1 pseudogene is annotated in these 1,665 nt (G+C 61.2%); it reads right to left on the bottom strand.

The features are described 5' to 3' along the window. Positions 1 to 216: 216 nt before the first annotated feature. Positions 217 to 1,513, bottom strand: a pseudogene (locus tag I2488_RS19375) (IS110 family RNA-guided transposase). Between the last annotated feature and the right edge of the window lie 152 nt (positions 1,514 to 1,665).

The raw sequence follows: 1,665 nt of genomic DNA on the forward strand, positions 1-1,665 counted from the left end.
CGACAACGTCCTAGGTTGGGAAGCAGCGGCGGGAAAAGGCCAGCAGGTCTCTTTGCGCCGAGCGTGATCGGCGCTGATGACTTTTTGATCCAGATGGCTTCCATCGTCAAGGAATGCGTTCTCGGCCATAGCAAACACAGGATCCAGCGGCCGCGCCGGTCGTGGTCCTCACCGTCCTTAAAATGAGATACGGATGCCAGATGGAAGGCCCGAACATTATCTACAGGGTCGCCGTAGCGCCCTCACGGCACGACAGAGAGGGGTCCTTCCATCTGGTGTCCGCCCGCTCAACGAACGGGCGGTACTCGGCTCCCGTCTTGATGACGGCGTGAGCAACGCGCGCCATCTTGGCGGTGAGTGCAGTCATCGCCTTGCGGCGGCGATCGGGGTCATTGCCGTATCCAGCGACGTATCGACCGAGCTTGTCACGGAAGCTGTTGTCGCGCTGGCGGATGGCAACTTGGGTCGCCATCCAGAAGGTGCGGCGTAGCCGGGCGTTACCGTACTTCGAGAGCTTGGTCCGCCCACGGAAGGTGCCGGACTGGCAGGTGGCAAGATCAAGTCCGCAGAACTTGAGGAACTGGCGATGGTGGGCGAACCGCCGAAGGTCGCCAGCCTCCGCGAGGATGGTCAGCGCATTGATTGGCCCGATCCCGGGGATCATGCGCAGGAGCTGATAATCGCGGTTGTCGGCGAGCAGGGCATGGGCGGTTCGTTCAATCTCGTCGCGCTGCCGGATGAGGCTGCGTGCTTGTGCGATGACCATGCGGAACATGGCGATCGCAACGGAATCCTCGTCGACCGGCAGCGCGATGGATGCGCAAGCGGTCTCGTAAATATCGTTGATTAAGCGAGCCTTGGAGACCTTGCGGCCGACCAGCGACCAGGCCTCGCGCGTAAATGCCTCCAAGCCGAGCGATGTCATGCTCACCGGGGTAGGAAACCGCTCGAGCAAGGCCAGGAACCAGTCCGACCGGCTGTTGCCGGCGAACCGCTCGATCTCCGGGAAGTACAGCGGAAGGTAGTGCGTCAGGATCCGGTGCCAGGTCTGGGTCTTTGCCTTGGAAATAGCTTCGTGTGTCTTCGACATCTCCTGCAGATCGTTGATCCCAGCGGCAAGCGGATCGACATAGCGCTGGGTGGCGCCGATCCGCAGCATATGCAGGATCACTTGCGCGTCTTTGGAATCGTTCTTGTCCCAGCCGTTGTGCAAAGCCTCACGGGTTCGGGCCAGCGCAACCGACGAAATCAACCGCAGCTCGAAACCTGCGGCCAGCAGACGGTGCGCCAGGGTGCGATGGTAGTTACCGGTGGCTTCAAAGCCGACGACAATCGGCCGCCCAATCTCTCCGAGGTCCGCTGCGAGGCGATCATAGTCCGCCTTGGTTGCCATCACAGTCATGCGCCGCAGGCGGCCGCCTTCCGGACGTTCGATCAGTACTTCTTGGCGGTGCTTGGACATATCGATGGCTACCAGCACGGCGTTGGCGGGAGTAGGGCTTCGCTTGGTCATGGTCGGTCAGTCTCCAAAGGGTTGAGTCGACAACTTCACTTTAGAGACCTGCTGGCCGGTCATGGCCGCCTTGATGAAGCCTGCGGGCGCTACGCGCCCTTGCCTTCATCAAGGCAATCCGGCTCTTCGAGAGACCAGTTCCCAATGTGCTA

Origin of the sequence: Novosphingobium jiangmenense, assembly GCF_015694345.1 — a bacterium.
Classification (GTDB): Bacteria; Pseudomonadota; Alphaproteobacteria; order Sphingomonadales; family Sphingomonadaceae; genus Novosphingobium; species Novosphingobium jiangmenense.